The 17,328-nt window shown below is 62.7% G+C and carries 15 protein-coding genes and 1 tRNA gene; 12 read left to right on the top strand and 4 right to left on the bottom strand.

The window, feature by feature from the left end; all coding sequences use genetic code 11:
- Positions 1 to 68 precede the first annotated feature (68 nt).
- Positions 69 to 1,718, top strand: a complete 1,650-nt coding sequence (locus FNB15_RS01175) for a 3-(methylthio)propionyl-CoA ligase (RefSeq protein WP_144066951.1) — start codon at positions 69 to 71, stop codon at positions 1,716 to 1,718.
- Between the two features lie 61 nt (positions 1,719 to 1,779).
- On the opposite strand, the gene FNB15_RS01170 is transcribed toward FNB15_RS01175, so the two are convergent.
- Entirely contained in the window at positions 1,780 to 2,223 is a 444-nt protein-coding gene (locus FNB15_RS01170; protein ID WP_144066950.1) for a response regulator, read from the bottom strand.
- Between the two features lie 631 nt (positions 2,224 to 2,854).
- Here FNB15_RS01170 and FNB15_RS01165 point away from each other — a divergent pair.
- The gene (locus FNB15_RS01165) at positions 2,855 to 3,388 is read left to right on the top strand and encodes a DUF3455 domain-containing protein (protein ID WP_144066949.1); all 534 of its coding nucleotides are present in this window, start codon (positions 2,855 to 2,857) and stop codon (positions 3,386 to 3,388) included.
- 56 nt (positions 3,389 to 3,444) lie between these two features.
- On the opposite strand, the gene FNB15_RS01160 is transcribed toward FNB15_RS01165, so the two are convergent.
- Positions 3,445 to 4,368: an MBL fold metallo-hydrolase gene (locus FNB15_RS01160; protein WP_144066948.1), complete on the bottom strand. Its 924-nt coding sequence runs from the start codon at positions 4,366 to 4,368 to the stop codon at positions 3,445 to 3,447.
- Between the two features lie 236 nt (positions 4,369 to 4,604).
- On the opposite strand from FNB15_RS01160, the gene FNB15_RS01155 reads away from it, so the two are divergent.
- From FNB15_RS01155 to FNB15_RS01115, 9 genes are all read left to right on the top strand, one after another.
- Positions 4,605 to 5,459: a branched-chain amino acid ABC transporter permease gene (locus FNB15_RS01155; RefSeq protein WP_221932717.1), complete on the top strand. Its 855-nt coding sequence runs from the start codon at positions 4,605 to 4,607 to the stop codon at positions 5,457 to 5,459.
- Between the two features lie 16 nt (positions 5,460 to 5,475).
- Positions 5,476 to 6,552, top strand: coding sequence for a branched-chain amino acid ABC transporter permease (locus tag FNB15_RS01150; protein ID WP_144066947.1), 1,077 nt, complete (start codon positions 5,476 to 5,478; stop codon positions 6,550 to 6,552).
- A complete protein-coding gene (locus tag FNB15_RS01145; RefSeq protein ID WP_144066946.1) occupies positions 6,549 to 7,307 on the top strand; it encodes an ABC transporter ATP-binding protein in 759 nt (252 codons plus the stop codon). Before FNB15_RS01150 ends, FNB15_RS01145 begins: the two co-directional genes overlap by 4 nt.
- 1 nt (position 7,308) lies before the next feature.
- Positions 7,309 to 8,130 carry an ABC transporter ATP-binding protein gene (locus FNB15_RS01140; RefSeq protein WP_144066945.1) on the top strand — a complete coding sequence of 274 codons (822 nt, stop codon included), beginning with the start codon at positions 7,309 to 7,311 and terminating at the stop codon, positions 8,128 to 8,130.
- Positions 8,131 to 8,165: 35 nt separating this feature from the next.
- The gene (locus FNB15_RS01135; protein WP_144066944.1) at positions 8,166 to 10,034 is read left to right on the top strand and encodes an AMP-dependent synthetase/ligase; all 1,869 of its coding nucleotides are present in this window, start codon (positions 8,166 to 8,168) and stop codon (positions 10,032 to 10,034) included.
- Positions 10,035 to 10,079: 45 nt separating this feature from the next.
- Complete coding sequence (locus FNB15_RS01130) at positions 10,080 to 11,267, top strand: ABC transporter substrate-binding protein (RefSeq protein ID WP_144066943.1); 1,188 nt, start codon at positions 10,080 to 10,082, stop codon at positions 11,265 to 11,267.
- A gap of 116 nt (positions 11,268 to 11,383) precedes the next feature.
- Positions 11,384 to 12,571 (top strand): ABC transporter substrate-binding protein, encoded by a 1,188-nt coding sequence (locus tag FNB15_RS01125; RefSeq protein ID WP_185973663.1) that lies wholly within the window; start codon positions 11,384 to 11,386, stop codon positions 12,569 to 12,571.
- Positions 12,572 to 12,751: 180 nt separating this feature from the next.
- Positions 12,752 to 13,951, top strand: coding sequence for an ABC transporter substrate-binding protein (locus tag FNB15_RS01120; protein WP_144066941.1), 1,200 nt, complete (start codon positions 12,752 to 12,754; stop codon positions 13,949 to 13,951).
- Between the two features lie 134 nt (positions 13,952 to 14,085).
- Positions 14,086 to 15,024 carry a DMT family transporter gene (locus FNB15_RS01115; RefSeq protein ID WP_246068760.1) on the top strand — a complete coding sequence of 313 codons (939 nt, stop codon included), beginning with the start codon at positions 14,086 to 14,088 and terminating at the stop codon, positions 15,022 to 15,024.
- Positions 15,025 to 15,179: 155 nt separating this feature from the next.
- On the opposite strand, the gene FNB15_RS01110 is transcribed toward FNB15_RS01115, so the two are convergent.
- Together FNB15_RS01110 and FNB15_RS01105 are read right to left on the bottom strand one after the other, a co-directional pair.
- Positions 15,180 to 15,256 (bottom strand) — tRNA-Pro (locus tag FNB15_RS01110).
- Between the two features lie 141 nt (positions 15,257 to 15,397).
- Positions 15,398 to 16,336 carry a polyprenyl synthetase family protein gene (locus tag FNB15_RS01105; RefSeq protein ID WP_144258582.1) on the bottom strand — a complete coding sequence of 313 codons (939 nt, stop codon included), beginning with the start codon at positions 16,334 to 16,336 and terminating at the stop codon, positions 15,398 to 15,400.
- Positions 16,337 to 16,528: 192 nt separating this feature from the next.
- On the opposite strand from FNB15_RS01105, the gene FNB15_RS01100 reads away from it, so the two are divergent.
- Positions 16,529 to 17,281 carry a tRNA1(Val) (adenine(37)-N6)-methyltransferase gene (locus FNB15_RS01100; RefSeq protein WP_144066940.1) on the top strand — a complete coding sequence of 251 codons (753 nt, stop codon included), beginning with the start codon at positions 16,529 to 16,531 and terminating at the stop codon, positions 17,279 to 17,281.
- Positions 17,282 to 17,328: the final 47 nt, after the last annotated feature.

The following is a 17,328-nucleotide window of genomic DNA, read 5'->3' as shown; positions in this document are numbered from 1 at the left end:
CTTGCGGGGGAATTTTCACCCCCATAGACTGGCCGCCAGAACAATAAGGTTTTACGAGGAGGAAACCGATGCTGGGCCTGATCCAGGACCGTCCGTTGCTGATTTCGCAACTGATCGAATATGCCGCGCTGTATCACGGCAAGACCGAGATCGTGACTCGCACGGTGGAAGGCCCGATCCATCGCTACACCTATCGCGACCTGCGCGACCGTTCGCGCCAGCTGGCCAATGCACTGACCCGGCTGGGCGTGAAACTGGGCGACCGCATCGGCACGCTGGCCTGGAACACCTACCGGCATTTCGAACTGTATTACGGCGTGTCGGGCATGGGTGCCGTGCTGCACACCGTGAACCCGCGCCTGTTCCCCGAGCAGATCGACTACATCGTCAATCATGCCGAAGACCAGTATCTGTTCTTCGACCTCACCTTCCTGCCGATCGTCGAGAAGCTGGTGCCGCAGCTCAAGACGGTGAAGGGTTTCGTGCTGCTGACCGATGCGGCGCATATGCCCAAGGACAGCAAGATCCCGAATCTGCTGTGCTACGAGGACCTGATCGGCAAGGAGGCGCCGGACTTCGCCTGGCCGGAATTCGACGAGCGCACGGCGTCCTCGCTCTGCTACACCTCGGGCACCACCGGCAACCCGAAGGGCGTGCTGTTCTCGCACCGCTCGAGCGTGCTGCACAGCTACGCTGTCTGCCAGCGCGACGGCCTCAATCTCGGCTCGGGCGATTCTGCTCTGGTGATCGTGCCGCTGTTCCACGCCAATGCCTGGGGCGTGCCCTATGGCGCCTGCATGAGCGGCGCCAAGCTGGTCTTCCCCGGCCCGGCGCTGGACGGCAAAAGCGTGTATGAGCTGCTGCGCGACGAGAAGTGCAACTTCTCGCTCGGCGTGCCGACTGTCTGGCTCGCCTTCTTCCAGTATGTCGACGCCAACCCGAATCTCGACACCAAGGCCGATATCAAGCTCGAGCGCTGCGTGATCGGCGGCTCGGCGGCGCCGCGCGCGATGATCGAGCGCTTCGCCAAGCAGTTCGGCTGCTTTGTCATCCATGCCTGGGGCATGACCGAGATGTCGCCGCTCGGCACCACGGGCAACCTGCTGAAGAAGCATGCCGACCTGCCGCTGGAGCAGCGCCTCGACCTCCAGTCAAAGCAAGGCCGCACCGTCTATGGCGTCGAGATCAAGATCACCGATGACGAGGGCCAGGAACTGGCGCGCGACGGCAAGGCCTTTGGCAACGTCAAGGTGCGCGGTCCCTGGATCACGCGCGGCTATTTCCGTGGCGAGGGCGGCAACGTGCTCGACAAGGACGGCTGGTTCACCACCGGCGACGTCGCCACGCTGGACGAAGACGGCTACATGCAGATCACCGACCGCTCGAAGGACGTGATCAAGTCAGGCGGCGAGTGGATTTCCTCGATCGACCTGGAGAATGCGGCGGTCGGCCATCCCGCCGTGCAGGAAGCCGCCGTGATCGGCGTGCATCACGAGAAGTGGCAGGAGCGCCCGCTGCTGCTGGTGATCAAGAAGGCCGGCCAGGAGGTCACGCGCGAGGAGATGCTGAGCTTCCTGGAAAGCCGTGTCGCCAAGTGGTGGCTGCCCGACGATGTGGTCTTTGTCACCGAGCTGCCGCATACCGCCACCGGCAAGCTGCTGAAGGTGAAGCTGCGCGAGCAGTTCAAGGACTTCAAGTTTTCAAGTCCAGGCGCGTAAGCGCGCGAGCTCTAAAGAAGCGAGGGCCGCTGCGGAGATATCCCAGCGGCCCTTTTCTGTTTCAGCGGCCACCATTGCCATTGCGGTCGCGCGCCGCCAGCAGCTGCTTGATCCGGCGATCCACCTCGTCGGACTCATACGGCTTCTGCAGCAGCGGGCCTTCCTCGCACAGATCGGCGGCGCGGTCGGCGGCGCTGGCGGCGCCCGAGGTGAGGATCACCTCGACGCCCGGCTTATTCTGCCGCACCCATTGCGCCAGCCCGAAACCGTCCATCGGCCCGGGCATCTGGATATCGCTGAACACCACATCGACTTCGACATCGGCCTTGAATAAAGCCAGCGCTTCATGCGCGCTGCCGGCCTCGACCACCACATAGCCGCAGTCGCGCAGATATTCTGCGACCACCATGCGGATCAGGACTTCGTCTTCCACCACCAGCACGACCGTGCGCTCGTCGCCGGGCTCGGTGGGGGACTGGATATCGCGGGCGGCGGCTGCCGACATGAGGGGAACTCCTTCAGAATGGTCGAACGCCTGGGTGAGCGCGGGAACCGGAATGGCCAGGGCGACTCGGCCAAGCCCAGTTTGCCCGGCAAAGCTGCGCGTTGTCCTGAAACAATTCCGGCCGCGCCGTGACTTATTTGCTGCTGCGGGTCTGGCGCCGGGCTTCTCCCGGCTTGGGCCTCCTTATTCGGCGTTATCCCGGCTTGTTTGGTGCTTATTTCTGCTTAATTCCTGAAAAGCGAGTTTTATCAGATACTTATTCTGGCGTATTGGATCGGCGGGAGTGGGGTGTGTCTGCCGGCACGGGATGGCCGACAAGCCCAGCTGAGTATAGAACAAAAATGGTCTATAATATAGGAATATTTATCTAACTGCTGACACGTCAGTCGAGCGGCGGCGTCTGCCGGCGGCCGCTTTGTGGTGTCCACGACGTCCCTTACTCGGCCTCATCACGACGCCTTTCGTCGGCGTGCTGCTGGTATCGCGCATCTTATGTGCCGCGCTTTCATCCGCAGGGGTTATGCGCTGCGACACAGATGCGAGAGGTCCATAAAAAGCACTCAACAGGCCGGAATAAAACCTCCAAACAGCGGTCTCACCCAGACCGCAATCCATAAAAGGTTTATCCGTCATGCGTTCATCCGTTGCCGCCACTTTGCTTGTCTCCGCTTTGGGCCTCGCTGCCTGCAGCACCACGCCGGCGCTTGTCGCCGTTCCCGACGCCATCAAAGGCGACGCCAGCCAGCAGGTCACCCTGGTGGTGCCGGCCAAGGGCGTGCAGATCTACGAATGCCGCGCCAAGCAAGGTCAGGCCGGTGCCTTTGAATGGGCCTTCGTCGGCCCGGAAGCCGAGCTGTTCAATGCCGCCGGCACGATCCGCATCGGCCGTCATTACGGCGGCCCCACCTGGGAAGCGATCGACGGCAGCAAGCTGGTCGGCGCCCTGAAAGCGCGTACCGATGCGCCGAAGCCGGCCGACATTCCCTGGCTGCTGCTCACCACCACCGCTTCGGGCGCCAAGGGCAGCTTCAGCGACATCACCGCGATCCAGCGCGTGAACACCGTCGGCGGTATCGCGCCGACCGCGGCTTGCGGCGCGGGCAATGTAGGTGCCGGCGCGCGCGTGCCCTACACCGCCGACTACTACATGCTGGCGAAGAAGTAAGTCTCAGCGTCTCGTTGAGAGATCGGGCCCGGCGCCGACGAAGCGCCGGGCTTTTTTTATTGCGGCACCCGGTAGGTCGCCATCTCGTCCGCCGCGCCGCCGCCCTCTACAGCAACCCGCCCATCGCCCACCATATGGATCAGATGCGCCAGCACCGAGCGTGCGGCCGCGGGGTGCAGATATTTCGGCACATCCGCATACATCACCGCCACCATCTGCGGGATGGTCTGCGGGCCGGCCTTGGTCAGGCAATCCACGATCTGCGTCTCGCGCGCCTGGCGATGCCGGATCAGCTCGCGCACGAAATGCTGCGGCGAATGGCCGGTGTTCATCGCGTCGATCGGCGCGCCATGCGTCGGGTAGTAACGCACATCGTCGCGCGGCAGCAGCTTTTCCAGGCTGGCGTAATAGTCGGTCATGCTGCCGTCGGGCGGCGAGATCACCGTGGTCGACCAGCCCATCACATGATCGCCGCTGAACAGCGCCTTTTCCTCATGCAGCGCGAAGCAGAGATGATTGGAGATATGGCCGGGCGTGTGCAAAGCCGTCATGGTCCACCCATTGCCGCGCACCACATCGCCATCCTTCAGGATGTGGTCGGGCGTGAACGCGTGGTCGCCGCCTTCCTCCACCACAGGGCCGCCAGGCGGCTGCGGATGCGGGCCGAAGCCATAGGTCGGCGCGCCGGTGCGCGCCTGCAAAAGGGCTGCACCCGGCGAATGGTCGCGATGGGTATGCGTGATCAGGATATGGCTGACGGTTTCGCCATTCAGGTTGTTCAGCAGCGCCTCGATATGGGGCGGATCGTCGGGGCCCGGATCGATCACGGCGACGGCATCCTTGTGTCCGACGATATAGGTGCCGGTGCCATGGAAGGTGAAAGCCGAGGGGTTCTGCGCAATGACGCGGCGCACAAGCGGGGAGAGTCCACTGACCTGTGCGTAATTGAATTGCAGGTCCTTGATGAAGGGGATCGTCATGCCGGTTCCTTAGGCAGCCCGGGGCAACTCCGGGGGTCATTCACCGGGGGCTGGCCGGAGTGTAAGCGGGGTCAAGCAGGAGCGAAAATTGACGCTACGTCAAGTGATTAGCATTCATCCGAGCGCGAAAGCGATTGACCTGTAGGCCGCCCCTTCCATAATCTCGGCATAACCAAGGCGGCACTCAGAATCGCCTTACATCTTTGGGAGGATGGACTCTGTCCGAGATTGTCCAGTTGCTGCTGAACGGGCTGGCGGCAGGCTGTATTTACGGCCTGGTCGCGCTCGGTTTCGTGCTGATCTACAAAGCCACCGAGATGGTGAACTTCGCCCAGGGCGACCTGCTGATGCTGGGCGCCTTCATGGCCTTTGCGCTGATCGAGGGCTTCGGGCTGAACTACTGGCTTGCCTTCCTGGGCGCCGTGCTGTTCATGGCCGTGTTCGGCTACCTGCTCGATACGGTGATCCTGCGCCAGGTGATCGGCCAGCCGCAATTCGCCGTCGTCATGCTCACCATCGGGCTGGGCTTCCTGTTCCGCTCCGGCGCCTCGATGATCTGGGGCACCGAGACGCGCGCCTTTGCCACGCCATTCACCGATGGCGTTGTCAAGGTCGGCGGTTTCATCATCGCCGATGTCAACCTGTCGATCGTGATCGGCACGGCTTTGCTCTGCGGCCTGCTGTACGCCTTCTTCCGCTTCACCCGCATCGGCGTCGCCATGCAGGCGGCTTCGCAGAACCAGCTCGCGGCCTATTACATGGGCATCCCGGTCAAGATGATCTTTTCGCTGGTCTGGGCGATCTCGGCCGCCGTGGCCGCCGTGGCCGGCATCCTGCTGGCGCCGGTGTCGCTGATCGACGTCACCATCGGCCTGATCGGGCTGAAAGCCTTCGCGGCTGCGGTGCTGGGCGGCTTCGGCTCGATCCCCGGCGCGGTGTTCGGCGGCCTGGTGATCGGCGTGATCGAACAGTTCTCCGGCATCTACCTGCCGGAAGGCTTCAAGGATGTCGCGGCCTATATCGTGATTCTTCTGGTGCTGTTTGCCCGGCCGCAGGGCCTGTTCGGCAATATCGGCCGCAAGCGCGTGTAAGGGCAGGGCAGAGATCATGCGCTTCTTCTTCAAGACGGATTACAACCAGGACATCAACCTGTCCCGCGATGGCGTGGACCGGTTCTGGTACGGGCTGCTGATTGCCGCGCTGCTGCTCGCGCCCTTCGTGCTGGAGGATTTCTGGCTCGGCGAGATTTCCTACGTCTTCATCCTCTCCATCGTCGGTATCGGCCTGATGATCCTGACCGGCTATACCGGCCAGGTGTCGCTCGGCCATGCCGCCTTCCTCGGCATCGGCGCCTATACCCATTCTATCCTGCTCAATCTCGGCGTGCCGTTCTGGATTTCGATCCCGGCCGCCACGCTGCTGTCGGCGGTGATCGGCGCGGTGATCGGCCGCCCGGCGCTGAAACTCACCGGCGTCTATCTCGCCATCGCCACGCTGGCCTTCGCTTTCATCATCGAGCAGATCCTGATCCGCTGGGAACACGTCACCGGCGGCTTCAAAGGCTTCCCGGTGCCGCGGCCGGAAGTGCTCGGCGTTGGCCTCGTCGATGACGTGCCTTTCTATTACATCGCCTTCGGTGCGCTGGTGCTGGCGGTGCTGGCCGCGCTCAACCTGCTGCGTTCGCCCACGGGCCGCGCCTTTGTCGCCATCCGTGATTCCGAAATCGCCGCGCAGTCGATGGGCGTCAATCTCGCCGCCTACAAGACCATGGCCTTCTCGATCTCGGCCGGCTTCACCGGTTTCGGCGGCACACTGTTCGCCCACAAGATCGGCTATCTGGCGCCGGATGCCTTCAACATCCTGCTCTCGATCCAGCTGCTGCTGATGGTCGTCGTCGGCGGGTTGGGCTCGCTGCATGGCGCGATCTACGGCGCGATCTTCGTCGGCTCGCTGCCGCAGCTGATCGCCATCCTGCGCGATTACCTGCCGGAAAGCATTTCGCGCCAGCCCGGCCTCGAACCCGGCATCTTCGGCCTGATCCTGGTGTTCTTTATCCTGTTCGAGCCGCTCGGCATCTACGGCCGCTGGCTCAAGGTGAAGCTCTATTTCTCGCTCTTCCCGCTCTACAAGAAGGCGACTTTCAAGCGCCAGAAGACCTACACAAAATCGGAGCGCAACCGGTGACGCTGTTCAAGGCCGATAACCTCGCCATCAACTTCGGCGGCATCAAGGCGGTCGACGGCGTCAGCTTCGACGTCGAAAAGGGCCAAGTCTTCACCATCATCGGTCCCAACGGGGCCGGCAAGACCACGGTGTTCAACCTGATCAGCCGCATCTACGACCCCACCGAGGGGAAACTGATGTTCGAGGGCCAGGACATCACCGACGTGGCGCCGCACAACATCGCCAATCTGGGTATCGCGCGCACCTTCCAGAATATCGAACTGTTCGAGCATGCCACCGTGCTGCACAACCTGCTGCTCGGCCGCCATGCGCATCGCAGCGGCAACATCGCCTCGCAGCTGCTGTTCCTGCCCAGCGTGCGCAAGGCCGAACTGGAGCATCGCGAGAAGGTCGAGCATGTGATCGACTTCCTCGACCTGCAGCATTATCGCGACACCTACATCGTCAATCTGCCCTATGGCGCGCGTAAAGTCGTCGAACTGGCCCGCGCGCTCTGCACCGAGCCGAAACTGCTGCTGCTGGACGAGCCGTCCTCGGGCCTCAATACCGAGGAAACCGAGGATATGGCCTTCTGGATCCACGACATCCGCAACGAGCTGGGCATCACCGTGCTGATGGTCGAGCATGACATGACCCTGGTGAACGAAGTGTCGGATCGCGTGCTGGCGCTGAATTACGGCCGCGTGCTGGCACTCGGCACGCCTTCGGAGGTGCAGAGCCACCCCGAAGTCATCAAAGCCTATCTGGGAGGCTGAGATGAGCGCCGCACCCGCCCTAACCCAACAAAGCATCGAGCAGAAGCTGGCCAATCCGCCGGTGCTCAAGCTGGCCAATATCGAGACCTTTTACGGCCCGATCATGGCGATCCGCGGCGTCAGCCTGCAGGTCCCCGAGGGCAGCATCGTCACCGTGCTCGGCGCCAATGGCGCCGGCAAGACCACGATCCTGAAGACGATCTGCGGCGTCATGGACCCGCAGAAGGGCAGCGTCATCTTCAACGGCCAGGAAATCCAGAAAATGGATCCTGACAAGGTGATGCGCCTGGGCATCGGCCATGTGCCGGAGGGCCGCGAAACCTTCCCGTTCCTGACGGTGCGGGAAAACCTGATGATGGGCGCCTTCACGCGCAAGGATGCCGATGGCGTCGCCCGGGACATGGAGATGGTCTACGCCTATTTCCCGCGCCTGAAAGAGCGCGAGAACCAGCCGGCCGGTTCGATGTCGGGCGGCGAGCAGCAGATGCTGGCGATCGGTCGCGCGCTGATGGGCCGGCCCAAGCTTTTGCTGCTGGACGAGCCTTCGCTAGGACTTTCTCCGAAGCTGGTCAAGGACATCTTTGAAATCATCGTGCGCATCAATGCCGAACAGGGCACGACAATTCTGCTCGTGGAGCAGAATGCCAATGTGGCGCTGCATGCGGCGCATTTCGGCTATGTGCTGGAAGTCGGCCGCATCGTGATGGCCGATACCTGCGCCAGGCTGCTCGAGAAGGAAGACATCAAGGAATTCTATCTCGGCATGAAGGAACAGGGCGTGCGCGGCAAGCGCCGCTGGAAAAAGCGCAAGACGTGGCGCTGACAAGTGGGGCGCTGGTCGCCAACAGGGAGGCGAGTATGGTTGCCAAGGTGATTGACCCGAAATCGGGCGTATCCATCGACGCCGACATCCTCGAAACCATCGAGCGCGATACGCTGTCGCGGTATTTCTGGCGCAAGGTCGGCGAGCGTGGCGAGAAAGTCGCGATGCGCGTGAAGCATCTTGGCATCTGGAACTCCATCACCTGGCGGCAGTATGGCGACTTCGCCAAACATGCCGGACTGGGCTTTGCAGCCCTTGGCGCCAGGCGCGGCGATGTCGTCTCGATCATTTCCGAGGGCAATCCGCAATGGCTCTATGCCGATCTCGGCGCGCAGGGCATCGGCGCGGTCACCAACGGCATCTACACAACGGATTCTGCCAAGCAGGTCGCCTATATCGTCAATGACAGCAAGACGGTGATCTACATCGCCGAGAATGACGAGCAGCTCGACAAGATACTGGAAGTCCGCGACCAGTGCCCGTCCTTGCGCAAGATCGTCATCATCGACATGGAAGGCCTGAACGACTTCAGCGACCCGATGGTGATCAGCTTCGACGAGCTGCTGAAGCTCGGTCGCGAATTCGACAAGGCGCAGCCGAAATTCTGGGACGAGCAGCTTAAGCTGGGCAAGCCCGACGACCTCGCCATCCTGATCTATACCTCGGGCACCACCGGTGCGCCGAAGGGCGCGATGATCAGCAACCGTAATCTCGTCTTCCAGATGGAGAATGCCGGTCGCCTGCTGGAGCAGGTTGACAGCGACGAGCAGCTCTCCTTCCTCCCGCTCTGCCATATCGCCGAGCGCGGCTTCTCGCTGCTCTGGCCGATCCGCTCGGGTTCGACGGTGAATTTCGCCGAAAGCCCCGAGACCGTGCCGCAGAACCTGCAGGAAGTGCAGCCCACGGTGTTCTTCGCCGTGCCGCGGCTGTGGGAAAAGTTCTATTCGGGTGTCGCCATCCGCATGAAGGATGCCACCGGCTTCGGCAAGCTGGCCTACAAGACCGCGCTCGGTATCGGCTACAAGGTGGCGCAATGCCGCCTGGAAGACCGCGAACCGTCGGCTGCGCTGAAGCTGGCCTTCTGGTTCGCCGACCAGCTGGTGCTCAAGAACATCAAGCGCATCATTGGCATCGATCGCTGCAAATGGCTGGTCACGGGTGCTGCCCCGATCTCGCCCGACCTGATCAAGTGGTATCTGGCGCTCGGCAAGGACATGCGAGAAGTCTATGGCCAGACCGAAAACGTCGGCCTGGCGACCTCGCCGCAGATGGACCGCGTCAAGCTCGGCACCATCGGCATGACGGTGCCGAACACCGAAGTGAAACTCAGCCCTGAAGGCGAAATCCTGCTGCGCGGGCCTCACGTATTCATGGGTTACCTCAACAACCCGACCAAGACGGCGGAAACCATCGTCGATGGCTGGCTGCATACCGGCGATGTCGGCACCGTCGACAACGAAGGCTGGTACCGCATCACCGACCGGATGAAGGACATCATCATCACGGCGGGCGGCAAGAACATCACGCCGTCGGAAATCGAGAATCAGCTCAAGTTCAGTCCCTATGTGTCGGATGCCGTGGTGATCGGCGATCGCCGCCAGTATCTCACCTGCCTGGTCATGATCGACCATGACAACGTGGTGAAATTCGCCCAGGACCTGAACGTGCCCTTCACCAACTTCACCTCGCTCTGCCACTCCAAGGAAGTGCAGGAACTGATCTGGAGCGAGATCGAGAAGGTGAACAAGAATTTCGCCCGTGTGGAAACGATCAAGAAATTCCGCCTGATCGACCGGCAGCTGACCGCCGAGGATGACGAGCTGACGCCGACGATGAAGCTGAAGCGCAAGTTTGTGAACGAGAAATACAAGCCTCTGATCGAGGAGATGTATGCTTCCGCCTGATCCGGGGCGTGAAGACCAATGAAAAGTATGGAGAGGAAATTCTAGATGCGTATCAGTGCTTTGACGACTTCGGTGGCTTTTGCGGCGCTTCTGGCCGCAGGTTTCGTGCAGGGTGATGCGGCGGCGCAGTCGGTGCGCGGCGTCTCCAAGAGCGAGATCGTCATCGGCATGCATACCGACTTGAGCGGTCCGGCCGCCTCTTACGGCGTGCATTCCTCGCAGGCCATGCGCATGCGCTTCGACGAGGTGAATGCCCAGGGCGGCGTCAATGGCCGGAAGATTCGCCTGATCGTCGAGGATACGCAGTACCAGGTGCCGCGCGCCGTGCAGGCCGCCAACAAGCTGATCAACCGCGACAAGATTTTCATCATGGCCGGCGCGCTGGGCACGCCGCATAACAACGCGGTCTTCGCCGACCAGTTCAAGGCCGGCATCCCGAACATCAATCCGGTGACGGCGGCGCGCTCGATGGTCGAGCCGCATCATCCGCTCAAGTTCCAGATGATTTCGAGCTACTACGATCAGACCCGGGCGCTGCTGAAGTACCTGGTCGAGAAGAACGGCCGCAAGAAGATCTGCACGCTGTATCAGGACACCGACTTCGGCAAGGAAATCCTCGACGCCGTGCAGGACCAGGCCAAGGCAATGAACATGGCGGTGGTCGAGACCGCCACCAACACGCCGATCGCCACCGACTTCACCGCGCAGATCACCAAGCTGCGTGGCGCGGGCTGCGACATCGTCGCCATGGGCGCCATCGTGCGCGACGCCATCGTGCCCTATGGCACGGCGCGCAAGATGGGCTGGACGGATGTCGACTTCGTGTCGCAGTCGGCCAGCTTCGACCAGATCGTGGCCTCCGCCCCGGGCGGCGCGACCGAAGGGCTCTATGTCGGCGCCGGCACCATCATGCCGTACCGCGACACCGCCGACGCCACCGTGGCAACCTGGTGGGATGCCTATAAGGCCAAGTACAACGCCGATCCGAATATCGGCGCCGTCTATGGCACCAACACCGCCATGCTGGTGGTCACGGCGCTGGAGCGCGCCGGCAAGGACCTCACCACCGAAAGCTTCCTGAAGGCGCTGGAAAGCGTCCAGGGCTACCGCGACATCTTCGGCGGCCCGGTGGTCAACTTTGCCAAGGAGAAGCATCTCGGGTCCAACGAGGTGCTGATGTACCAGATCCAGAAGGGCCGCTTCGTACAGGTGGCTGGCCCCCTGAAGTACTAAAAGACACTGGGGCGGCCAACTGGTAGGTTGAGCCGCCCCAGGCATAACGCCCAGTCCAATGGGCGAAAATAACGCGTGAACTGGTTCAACGGTTTACTTGAAAACGGGAGATGAGGATGCGTACGAGAATTATGGCGGTGACGGCGGCTGTCGCGGCGGTTGCCGGTCTGACGGCTGTCAGCGACGTGCAGGCGCAGACCGTGCGCGGCGTCAGCAAGTCCGAAATCGTAATCGGCCAGCATACCGATCTGAGCGGCCCCGCCGCCTCTTACGGTGTGCATGTGTCGAACGCGATGCGGCTCTATTTCGACAAGATCAATGCGGACGGCGGCATTCATGGCCGCAAGATCCGCTTCATCGTCGAGGATCATCAGTATCAGGTGCCGCGCGCCGTGCAGGCCGCGAACAAGCTGATCAACCGCGACAAGATCTTCCTGATGGCTGGCGCGCTCGGCACGCCGATGAACAACGCGGTGTTCGAGGACCAGTTCAAGGCGAACGTGCCGAACCTTGGCCCGCTCACCGCTGCCCGCTCGATGAGCGAGCCGTTCCATCCGCTCAAATTCGCCACCTATTCGACCTATTACGATCACTCGCGTGCAGGCATCAAATACCTGGTGGCCAAGAACAACCGCAAGAAGCTTTGCGCGCTGTATCAGGACACCGACTTCGGCAAGGAGGTGTTTGACGCGGTACAGGATCAGGCCAAGGCGATGAACATGGCGGTGGTCGAGACCGCCACCAATACGCCGATCGCCACCGACTTCACCGCGCAGATCACCAAGCTGCGCGGCGCGGGCTGTGACCTGGTTGCGATGGGCGCCATCGTGCGTGACGCCATCGTGCCTTATGCCACCGCCCGCAAGATGGGCTGGACGGATGTCGACTTCGTGTCGCAATCGGCCAGCTTCGACCAGATCGTGGCCTCCGCGCCGGGCGGCGCCACCGAAGGTCTCTATGTCGGCGCCGGTACCGTGATGCCGTATCGCGACACTGCTTCGCCGCAAGTCGCGGCCTGGTGGGATTCCTACAAGGCCAAATACAACACCGATCCGAATATCGGCTCGGTCTATGGCTATGGTCTCGCCGACCTCATCGTCAACGTCCTGGATCGTGCCGGTAAGGATCTCACCACCGAAAAGTTCGTGAAGGGCCTGGAAAGCCTGAGCGGCTACCGCGATATCTTCGGCGGCCCGGTGCTGAACTTCGGCCCGAACAAGCATCTGGGCACCAACGAGGTGCTGTTCTACCAGATCCAGAAGGGTCGCTTCGTGCAGATCGCCGACGGTCCGATCAAGTACTAAGCTAAATCATCCGGCCACGACCGAATGCGAGACGCCCGCGGGAAACCGCGGGCGTCTTTGCTTTTGTGCGATGCGGCAGCACGCGATGCAGGCGGAATCCGGCTAGGCCCTCTGTCGGCACAGGACTAAGCTTCCCCGGTCAAGCAGAACCATAAGACCACAAAAACCAGGGAGGTCCGCATGCGTAGGGTTTATGTACTCACGGCCGCGGTCGTGACCAGTGCAGTGGCATTCGCCGGCGTCGCCATATCATCTGCTGGGGCGCAACAGTCCAAGGTGCGTGGCGTCACCAAAAGCGAAATCGTCATCGGCATGCATACGGACCTGAGTGGTCCGGCGGCCAGCTATGGCGTGCATTCCGCCAATGCGATGCGCCTGCGCATCGACGAGGTGAACGAGGCCGGCGGTATCTATGGTCGCAAGATCCGGCTGATCGTCGAGGATAACCAGTATCAGGTGCCGCGTGCCGTGCAGGCCGCGAACAAGCTGATCAATCGTGACAACATCTTCATCATGGCCGGCGCGCTCGGCACGCCGATGAACAACGCCGTGCTGCCCGATCAGCTGAAAGCCGGCGTGATCAACTTCTCGCCGATCACGGCCGCGCGGCAGATGTCGGAGCCGTTCCACAAGCTGAAATTCGCCGGGTTGTCGTCGTACTATGATCAGATCCGTGCCGGCATGCAGTGGATGGTGGCCAACAAGGGTAAGAAGCGGTTCTGCACGCTGTATCAGGACACCGATTTCGGCAAAGAAATCTTCGAAGCGGTGAACGACCAGGCCAAGGCGATGAACTTGGCCGTCGTTGAAACCGCCACCAACAGGCCGGCGGATACCGACTTCACCGGCCAGATCACCAAGCTGCGCGCCGCCAACTGCGACATCGTGGTGATGGGCACCATCGTGCGTGATGCCATCGTGCCTTACGGCACGGCGCGCAAGATGGGCTGGGATGTCGACTTCCTTGGCCAGTCGGCGAATTACGACCAGATCGTTGCCGGCGCGCCGGGCGGCGCCACCGAAGGCCTCTATGTCATGGCCGGCACCGTGATGCCGTATCGTGACACGGCCTCGCCGCAGGTGGCGGCCTTCATGGACAAGTACAAGGCGAAGTTCGGCGTCGATTCCAACATCGGCGCGGTCTACGGCTACGGCCTGATGGACCAGCTGATCTTTGCCTTCGACCGTGCCGGCAAGGATCTGACCACCGACAAGATGGTGGCGGCGCTGGAGAGCATCCAGGGCTTCCGCGACATCTTTGGCGGTCCGCCGGTCAGCTACGGCCCGAACAAGCACCAGGGCGCCGACGAGGCCTTCCTGTTCCAGGTGCAGAAGGGCCGCTTCGTATCGGTCGCCGGGCCGGTGCGGTACGGGATGTGACAGGAAGATCACGCGGGGATAAAACGGCATCATCCTTATACGGCTGATGCATTTCACGGCCCGGCATGGCACAACCATCCGGGCCGTTTCGTTTTTGCGCCCACAGTCTGTCTCGCCAGCAAAAAAAGCCGCCGATGCCCGCCTCGCCAGTCCATATCCAGGTTTCCAACATTCCGCTCGGCATCGGCTACATCCTGATGGCGGTGTCGCTGTTCGGTGTGATGGATGCGCTGGTGAAATGGCTGGCCGCGATTTATCCCACCGTGCAGATCATGTTCTTCCGCAGTCTCTGCGCGCTGCCGCCGATCCTGGTGATGGTGTGGCGCGGTGCCGGCGGCCAAGGAGAGAATACGCTTGGCAATGCGCTGGTCATGCTGCGAACGCGCCAGCCGTTCGGCCATGCCCTGCGCTCGGTCTTCGGCTGCGGCGCCATGCTGCTGTTCTTCTACTCCTACAAATTCCTGCCGCTGGCCGAGGTGACGGCGATTGCCTTCGCCGCGCCGATCTTCATCGCCTGCATGTCGGTCTGGCTGCTGCAGGAGCGCGTCGGCCTGCATCGCTGGTCGGCGATTGTCGTGGGTTTCGTCGGCATGCTGGTGATCGTGCGGCCCGGCGCCGGCCTGCTGGAAAGCGCGACCCTGATCGTGGTGGCCGCGACCTTGCTCTATGCGCTGGCGATCATCCAGATCCGCAAGCTCAGCCGCCTGGAACCTTCGCCAACGATTGCCTTCTGGTTCACCGCCTTCTGCACGGTGATGACAGGCCTGGCCCTGCCGTTCTTCTGGCAGACGCCGGACGGCATCGATCTGCTGCTGCTGATTGCCGTCGGCCTGGTCGGCGGCGCGGCGCAACTCTGCATGACGCAGGCCTATGGCCTGGCGCCGGCCTCGGTGGTGGCGCCGTTCGATTACGTGCATCTGCTCTGGGCGGTGGTGATCGGCTGGTATGTCTGGGGCGATTTCCCCGATCTCGTCACCTGGATCGGCAGCGCCATCGTGATCGCCAGTGGTCTCTACATCCTGTGGCGCGAGACGGTGAAGCGCGTGCCGGTGCCGCCGATCGTGACGGAGTAGAGTGGGTGGCGGAGTAGGGTGAAACGCTGACCGTCACCCCGGGCTTGACCCGGGGTCCCATTTTAGGACGCAACAAAAAATGAGATGGAATCCCGGCTCGCGCTGCGCTTGGCCGGGATGACGAATATCTGAAATTTCGGGAAGATATCGCGCGCTGGTCGGAGCGAGAGGATTCGAACCTCCGGCCCCTAGCTCCCGAAGCTAGTGCTCTACCAGGCTGAGCTACGCTCCGACCGGCGCGGGCCGACTGTATAGCGCCTGAGGGGCGACCCCGCAAGCGGCCACCCCAGAAGATTGGGCGTGATTCGGGGTAAATTCGGAGAGCAGGAAAATCCCGGCAGACCAGCGGCTTAAATGCAGGTCGGGGGAGGGTTCAGCGGGCCCGTTCGACGGCGAAATCGACCGCTTCGGCCAGGGCATCGCGCATTGCGCCAGTCGCGAACGGCGCCAGCGCCTGGCGCGCTTTCTGGCCATAAAGCCGGGCGCGGGCCATGGTCTCCTGGATGGCGCCGTGGCGCTCCATATAGGCCAGCGCCTGGGCCCAGTCCTCGGGCGTCTGTTCCTCGGGCCGCTCGATCACGCGGCGCCAGAAGGTCCGCTCGGCCTCGCTGCCCTTGGAATAGGCGAGCAGCACCGGCAGGGTGATCTTGCCTTCGCGGAAATCGTCGCCGGTATTCTTGCCCAGCGTCTCGCCGTCGGAGGCATAGTCGAGCGCATCGTCGACCAGCTGGAAGGCGATGCCGAGATTATGGCCGTAGTCATCGAGCGACTGCGCTTCGGCCATCGGACGGTCGGCGATCACGGCGCCGACGCGGCAGGCGGCGGCGAACAGCGCCGCGGTCTTGGCCTTGATCACCTTCAGATAGTCGCTTTCCAGCGAATTCATGTCGTTGGCGATCACCAGCTGCAGCACTTCGCCCTCGGCGATTTCCGAGGATGCGCCAGCCAGGATGCGCAGCACTTCCAGCGAACCGGTTTCGACCATCAGCTGGAAGGCCCGGGTGAACAGGAAGTCGCCGACCAGCACCGAGGGCTGGTTGCCCCACAGCACGTTGGCCGTGGCATTGCCGCGGCGGCGGTCGCTCTCGTCCACGACGTCGTCATGCAGCAGCGTGGCGGTATGGATGAATTCGACGCAGGTGGCCAACAGCACGTCATAGCTGCCCTGGTAGCCGCAGAGGCGGGCGGCGCCCAGCGTCAGCAGCGGGCGGATGCGCTTGCCGCCGGCGGCGATCAGGTGGCTGGCCAGTTCCGGGATCAGGCTGACATCGCTGGCCATGCGGGCGATGATCTCGCGATTCACCGCCTCCATGTTGGCCCCCACCAGGGCGCGCAACGGCTCGATACTGGGCTTGCGGCCCGGCTCGGTCACGCTCTGAATCTGTTTGGAGGCAGTCTGCACGTAGGGTCGGCCCGTATTGTGTATGATCGTCTGGCTGGAGCATAGTGGGCTGGCCGGGTCGGTCAAGCGCCGCTCATTTGCCAAGTTTGTCTTTCAGATCAAATGCCTGACAACGATCACACCACTGATGCCCTGCTGGGCGGCCTGGTTCGCCTGAAACAGCCGCGCAAGGGCCAGCGCGCCAGCGCCGATGCCGTGATGCTGGCCGCCGCCATCGTCGCCAAGTCTGGTGCACAGGTGCTGGAACTGGGTTGCGGTTCGGGCGTCGCCATGCTGTGCGTGGCGGCACGGCTGAAAAACGTGACTGTTGCCGGCCTCGAGTTGCAGTCCGATCTGGCTGCGCTCTGCGCCCGCAATATCGCCGCGAACAGCTTGGCGGATCGCCTCCGCGTGCATGAAGGCGACCTGCGTGCGCGCCGCATCGCCGGCCTGGCGCCCAACAGTTTCGACCAGGTCTTTGCCAACCCGCCGTATTTCGATGTGGCGCGACATCGTGTCTCACCGCATGCCGGCCGGGCGACGGCGCGCGCCGAAGCCGAAGACGCCGATGTCGGCCATTGGGTCGCCGCCATGCTGCGCTATGCCAAACCGAATGCCGGGCTGACGCTGATCCACAAGACCGAGCGGCTGGGGGACATCCTGGCCGCATTCGAGAGCAAGGCAGGTGCGATCCGGGTGATTCCGCTGTGGTCGCGGCCAGGACAGCCGGCGAAACGCGTGATCGTGCGGGCGGTGAAGGGTAGCAAGGCGCCGCTGGTGCTGACGCCCGGCCTGGTGTTGCACCAGCCGGACGGCAGTTACCTGCCCGAGATCGACGCCGTGCTGCGGGCCGGGGCTGCACTCCCCCAAGTGTGACAGCGACTCGGTGACGAACCCTTGCAAGTGAGGGGTGGCCGGCCCCA

It is taken from the genome of Ferrovibrio terrae, from assembly GCF_007197755.1.
Classification (GTDB): domain Bacteria; phylum Pseudomonadota; class Alphaproteobacteria; order Ferrovibrionales; family Ferrovibrionaceae; genus Ferrovibrio; species Ferrovibrio terrae.
The sequence above is the reverse complement of the archived record's forward strand: the minus strand, read 5'-3'. Positions and strand labels throughout refer to the sequence as shown.

What these genes read in the sequence shown, in the direction of transcription:
- FNB15_RS01175 (WP_144066951.1), top strand. Translation starts at nt 69, where the DNA reads ATGCTGGGCCTGATCCAGGACCGTCCGTTGCTGATTTCGCAACTGATC.
- FNB15_RS01170 (WP_144066950.1), bottom strand. Translation starts at nt 2,223, where the DNA reads ATGTCGGCAGCCGCCGCCCGCGATATCCAGTCCCCCACCGAGCCCGGC.
- FNB15_RS01165 (WP_144066949.1), top strand. Translation starts at nt 2,855, where the DNA reads ATGCGTTCATCCGTTGCCGCCACTTTGCTTGTCTCCGCTTTGGGCCTC.
- FNB15_RS01160 (WP_144066948.1), bottom strand. Translation starts at nt 4,368, where the DNA reads ATGACGATCCCCTTCATCAAGGACCTGCAATTCAATTACGCACAGGTC.
- FNB15_RS01150 (WP_144066947.1), top strand. Translation starts at nt 5,476, where the DNA reads ATGCGCTTCTTCTTCAAGACGGATTACAACCAGGACATCAACCTGTCC.
- FNB15_RS01140 (WP_144066945.1), top strand. Translation starts at nt 7,309, where the DNA reads ATGAGCGCCGCACCCGCCCTAACCCAACAAAGCATCGAGCAGAAGCTG.
- FNB15_RS01135 (WP_144066944.1), top strand. Translation starts at nt 8,166, where the DNA reads ATGGTTGCCAAGGTGATTGACCCGAAATCGGGCGTATCCATCGACGCC.
- FNB15_RS01130 (WP_144066943.1), top strand. Translation starts at nt 10,080, where the DNA reads ATGCGTATCAGTGCTTTGACGACTTCGGTGGCTTTTGCGGCGCTTCTG.
- FNB15_RS01125 (WP_185973663.1), top strand. Translation starts at nt 11,384, where the DNA reads ATGCGTACGAGAATTATGGCGGTGACGGCGGCTGTCGCGGCGGTTGCC.
- FNB15_RS01120 (WP_144066941.1), top strand. Translation starts at nt 12,752, where the DNA reads ATGCGTAGGGTTTATGTACTCACGGCCGCGGTCGTGACCAGTGCAGTG.
- FNB15_RS01115 (WP_246068760.1), top strand. Translation starts at nt 14,086, where the DNA reads ATGCCCGCCTCGCCAGTCCATATCCAGGTTTCCAACATTCCGCTCGGC.
- FNB15_RS01105 (WP_144258582.1), bottom strand. Translation starts at nt 16,336, where the DNA reads ATGGAGGCGGTGAATCGCGAGATCATCGCCCGCATGGCCAGCGATGTC.
- FNB15_RS01100 (WP_144066940.1), top strand. Translation starts at nt 16,529, where the DNA reads ATGCCTGACAACGATCACACCACTGATGCCCTGCTGGGCGGCCTGGTT.